We start from the raw sequence: 4,174 nt of genomic DNA, 5'->3' as shown, positions 1-4,174 counted from the left end.
CTTTTCGACGCCGATCACCCCGCTACCGGGGTCCCTTTTCCACGCCGATCCACAGATCTGATTGCAGACGCAGCCGATGCGCTGGCACGGGCTTCGAATGGCTTGGGCAACCGGGTTATTCTTGAGCAGCCAGCTGCGCGCCCATTCCCGTGATACGCCGCACGCGTCGGCACCGCAGCTATCGCGCGGGAAAATGCCTGTAAAAGGTCGAGATCGAGACGCCGATCGCGCGCGCGATCTCGCGCGACGACATCTCCGTCTTGAGCAGCTTGGTGGCCGCGTTCCGGCGCTCTTCGGTCATCATCGTCTTTCGCCCGCCGAACCGGCCCTTGCGCCGTGCGACGGCCAGCGCAGCAGTGGTCCGCTCGCGGACCAGCTCGCGTTCCATCTGGGCCATCGCCGCCAGGATGTTGAAGACGAGCCGCCCCGCCGTTCCCGAAGTGTCGATTCCATCGGTGATCGAACGCAGCCCGATCCCCTTCTCGTCGAGGTCGGCCGACAAATCGACCAGCCCCTTCATGGTGCGGCCGAGGCGGTCCAGCTTCCACACGACCAGCACGTCACCCGATCGCGCATAGGCAATCGCTTCGGCGAGGCCAGGACGATTCACTTTCGCGCCGCTGGCCTTGTCGGAATAGAGCCGCTCGCAGCCGGCTTGCTTCAATGCCTCGATCTGGGGCGTCAGATCCTGGTCGGCCGTCGACACCCGCGCATAACCGATCAACATGCAATTTTCCCGAAACTCATCGACAACGGCCCTGCCACTGAGTTACTAACGGAAATGGGTTTTGAGAAGTGCGCTTTGTTGACAACTTCCAACGGGATCGGCCGATCGCGGTCACGAGCGGCGGTATTCCCATGAGGGCGTCGCAAATCAGATGGTTCACAAGAATCTCTCCAGCGGCATTTTCCGCTCACGGGATGTCATCGAAACCACAGATCGACGGTGCCGATACCGGGTTCACCCTCCTTGAATGGGGGGGGCAGAGGACAGCTATCTGTGGTTTCGATGACATCCGCCGACGGCCTGTGTCGGATGAGCGACCCATGTCCGCAACCTTGATCAAACCGTTTGTGGTTTCGATGACATCATCCGGCTTTCCGCGCTATCGACGGGAACGTGCGGCAAATGGCTAAGGCTGTCGTCAAACGAATATCGTCTAGTGGTAAACGGGCTTCAGAGGTCAGCCAAAAGGGCTTGGCAGAAGCACCCCACACGCCAGTCCAGGGTGATTTGTTTTCACTGGATAGTCCCCTTCGCGGCGGTGTTCGTGGCGAGCGCTCCCTCATGGCGTATCCATTTTTCGCATTGAGTAAGAACGCCTGGAAGACCCAATTACGATACACTGCCAACAATGTGACGATCGAAGTAAATCCCGGGCATCGGGGCGTAGCAACAATCTATGACAAAGAGGTCCTACTCTACATCGCCAGCCTTATGGCCAGCCGTCTAGAGGAAGGAGGAGCCGTAGGTCAGGATTTCCAATTCACGGGCCATGACCTGTTCAGAGTCACTGGCACGCCCGTATCAGCCAAAGCATATAATCGATTGTTCGAGTCACTCGAGCGCTTGCAGAGTACTCAGATCAAGACCGACATCGAGACCGGTGGTGAGGGAGTCGCAGGCTTTTTCTCGTGGGTCGAAAATGTCCAACTGAAATACTCTAAATCAAAGGACGGGACTCGCCGCCTGAAGGCCGTCAGAGTTCGCCTTTGCGATTGGCTACATCGGGCCATCATGAAGGACCGGGACATATTGAAGTATGCACCGGCCTACTTCCAGCTAAGTCCCGTCAATCGTCGCCTCTATGAGGTAGCGTCTGCATCATGCATTGACGGCCCTGTATCACTAACGCTCGGCGATCTACGGCTACAGACTGGATATCAAAGCCCCTGCCGGAGCTTTAAGCGCCTTCTGAAAGACGCGGCCGAGCAGAATGCCATACCGGGATTTACATTGTACGTCGAGGAACAACCAGGCGCTCGGATGCCCGTTGCCGATGATCGGATCACCATAGTGCCGGTCCCGATCAGCCAACGCGAATCAGATGCCGCGTAGGCGAATCATCGACGGCCAGCGAAGATCCCCACACAGAGTTTAGAACCGGATCTGAGGAAGGTTGTCATTGAAACCTCAGGTTTTCAGACCTCGATGTCACCGAAACCACAGATATTTCGGCTTTGATGTCATCGAAACCACAAACCTTCGCAGTTTCCGGCGCTCTGAAAATATCGCAGGGTATGTTCACCGATTTCTAATGATCGGCGAGATTAGGATAGCGACCGTGACCACATAAACGAATGCCCGGCACGAAGGCCGGGCACCCTGGAACCGATAGGTGGCAGCGTCTGCAAACGCTGACCGGTCTCCCACAAGACCCTCCATCTAGCCGATCCCGATCCCCGGTTCAAGGGAGCGCGCTTCGCGCCACGCACGAGTTTTGCCTGCTGACGGTCCCTCCATCCGAGGGGACGAACGATGACCTACACCCAGACGGCTTTCACCGGCCGCACCGGCGCACGGCCGATTACGGCGCTCACGCGCGAGCTGACGCGACGGATAAAAGTCGTGGATGACACTGACATCGAGGTGTCCAAGCGCGATGCCCGTAACGTCGTGAAGGCCTTGCGCGGCGCGATCGGCGTCAGTCCCGGCGCGATCGAGACGCTGATGGACCTCATCCAGCTGACGTGGGAAGCCGATTGGACCGAAGGTCGGTTGCTCATCGTGTGGCCGAGCAACCAGCACCTCGCCGACACCGCCCGCAAATCGGTAGCCTGCATCAAGGCGCGGCTGCGTGAATTGCGTGAAGCGGGCCTCCTTCTTGCGCGTGACAGCGCGCATGGCCGCAGGAGCGGCTACAGGGATCGCGACGGCGCAATCGTGGAAGCCTATGGCCTCGACCTGTCACCTGTCCGTCTGCGCTACGCCGAACTGAAGGAGGCTGGTGACCGGCTCAACGCGCTCCATGCGCTCTTCAAGACCGGCAAGAAGGAGATCGCGCGCGTCCGCCGCCTCGTCGGTCAGGCACTGGCGCAAGCGGCCGAGATGAAGCTCGCCGGGCCGCACTGGATGCGGTTGCAGGAAACGATCGACGCGATCGCCTTCACCGCGGGACAGGCGAAGGCGATGGGCGACAGCGATGGCTATCAGGGCGCGCTCGACCGTCTCGACACTCTTGAGGATCAGGTTGGCGAGACCGTCGATCGGTTCATGTTTCCACCAGAAAATAACCCCTCGGGGTCATCTGACGATCCCTTCATACATATACAAACCATTCCCCCTGAAGATTCCGTACATGCTGTTCGCGATTGTAGTTCCGACCCGGACCCGGAGCAGCCCAAACAGGCCGTGCTCCCTGCCTCGCCGTCGAACAGCCGGTTCAAGGTGAAGCCTTCGGATTTGAAGGAAATGTTCCCGACCGCGGCAATGTACCTCCCCTCCCCCTCGCCGGGGTGGGCCGACATTCACCACGCTGCCTCGCGGCTGCGGCACGATCTCGGTATCCGCACCGGGACCTGGGTCGAGGCGCTTGACGAGCTGGGCCGCGACGGCGCGGCGGTTGCGGTCATGATCACGGCCGAACGGTACAGCCGCGACGAGATCCGGCTGACGCCGGGGGCGTATTTCGCAGGGATGATCGCTCGCGCAAAACGCGGCGAGCTCGATCTGCCCAGGAGCCTGTGGGGGTTCAGGACCGAGCGGATGGCAGCGCATTGATGCAGGACCGGTCGCCACCCTGCCCGCCGGCGCTGACCTCGACCGATGTTGGAGCGCGACCGGGTTCATCGTTATGGTGGAGTTTGCACACTTCAACCGTGACGAAGAGGAGTTCCCGATGACCGAGGACAGATTACTGATCGAAGAGCTGGCTGCAAAGGGCGGCCAACCGGATTTTTTGCGCACCATCGCCGAGAACGTGCTGCAGCTGATCATGGAGGCCGACGTTGATGGCCTGATCGGCGCGGGTCGCCACGAACGCAGCAGCGAGCGCGCGACCTGGCGCAACGGCTATCGCGACCGTTCGCTGGATACCCGGGTAGGCACGCTGAACCTGAAAATCCCCAAGCTGCGTGCTGGGTGGGGTCGGTTCCGGCTGAGGGCGAAATGACACCCTAAGAGCCCGATCCGAAATTAAGTTGAGTGGTATCAGCGGGTTAGCTTGACGCTTGC

3 protein-coding genes and 1 pseudogene are annotated in these 4,174 nt (G+C 60.1%); 3 read left to right on the top strand and 1 reads right to left on the bottom strand.

Annotated elements, in window-relative coordinates; all coding sequences use genetic code 11:
• Nucleotides 1-178: 178 nt before the first annotated feature.
• Complete coding sequence (locus tag AX685_RS14290) at nt 179-727, bottom strand: recombinase family protein (RefSeq protein WP_024310630.1); 549 nt, start codon at nt 725-727, stop codon at nt 179-181.
• Nucleotides 728-1,129: 402 nt separating this feature from the next.
• Between AX685_RS14290 and AX685_RS21130 the strand changes: the two genes are divergently transcribed.
• The 3 genes and pseudogenes from AX685_RS21130 to AX685_RS14280 form a co-directional block, all read left to right on the top strand.
• Nucleotides 1,130-2,059 carry a replication initiator protein A gene (locus tag AX685_RS21130; RefSeq protein ID WP_082740985.1) on the top strand — a complete coding sequence of 310 codons (930 nt, stop codon included), beginning with the start codon at nt 1,130-1,132 and terminating at the stop codon, nt 2,057-2,059.
• A 420-nt stretch (nt 2,060-2,479) separates the two neighbouring features.
• Nucleotides 2,480-3,721 (top strand): plasmid replication protein RepC, encoded by a 1,242-nt coding sequence (repC, locus tag AX685_RS14285; protein ID WP_066489840.1) that lies wholly within the window; start codon nt 2,480-2,482, stop codon nt 3,719-3,721.
• Nucleotides 3,722-3,839: 118 nt separating this feature from the next.
• A pseudogene (locus AX685_RS14280) lies at nt 3,840-4,082 on the top strand (transposase); the annotation flags it as partial.
• Between the last annotated feature and the right edge of the window lie 92 nt (nt 4,083-4,174).

Origin of the sequence: Sphingomonas sp. CCH9-F2 (genome assembly GCF_001556735.1) — a bacterium.
GTDB lineage: Bacteria > Pseudomonadota > Alphaproteobacteria > Sphingomonadales > Sphingomonadaceae > Sphingomonas > Sphingomonas ginsenosidimutans.
The sequence above is the reverse complement of the archived record's forward strand: the minus strand, read 5'-3'. Positions and strand labels throughout refer to the sequence as shown.

What these genes read in the sequence shown, in the direction of transcription:
- AX685_RS14290 (WP_024310630.1), bottom strand. Translation starts at nt 727, where the DNA reads ATGTTGATCGGTTATGCGCGGGTGTCGACGGCCGACCAGGATCTGACG.
- AX685_RS21130 (WP_082740985.1), top strand. Translation starts at nt 1,130, where the DNA reads ATGGCTAAGGCTGTCGTCAAACGAATATCGTCTAGTGGTAAACGGGCT.
- repC (WP_066489840.1), top strand. Translation starts at nt 2,480, where the DNA reads ATGACCTACACCCAGACGGCTTTCACCGGCCGCACCGGCGCACGGCCG.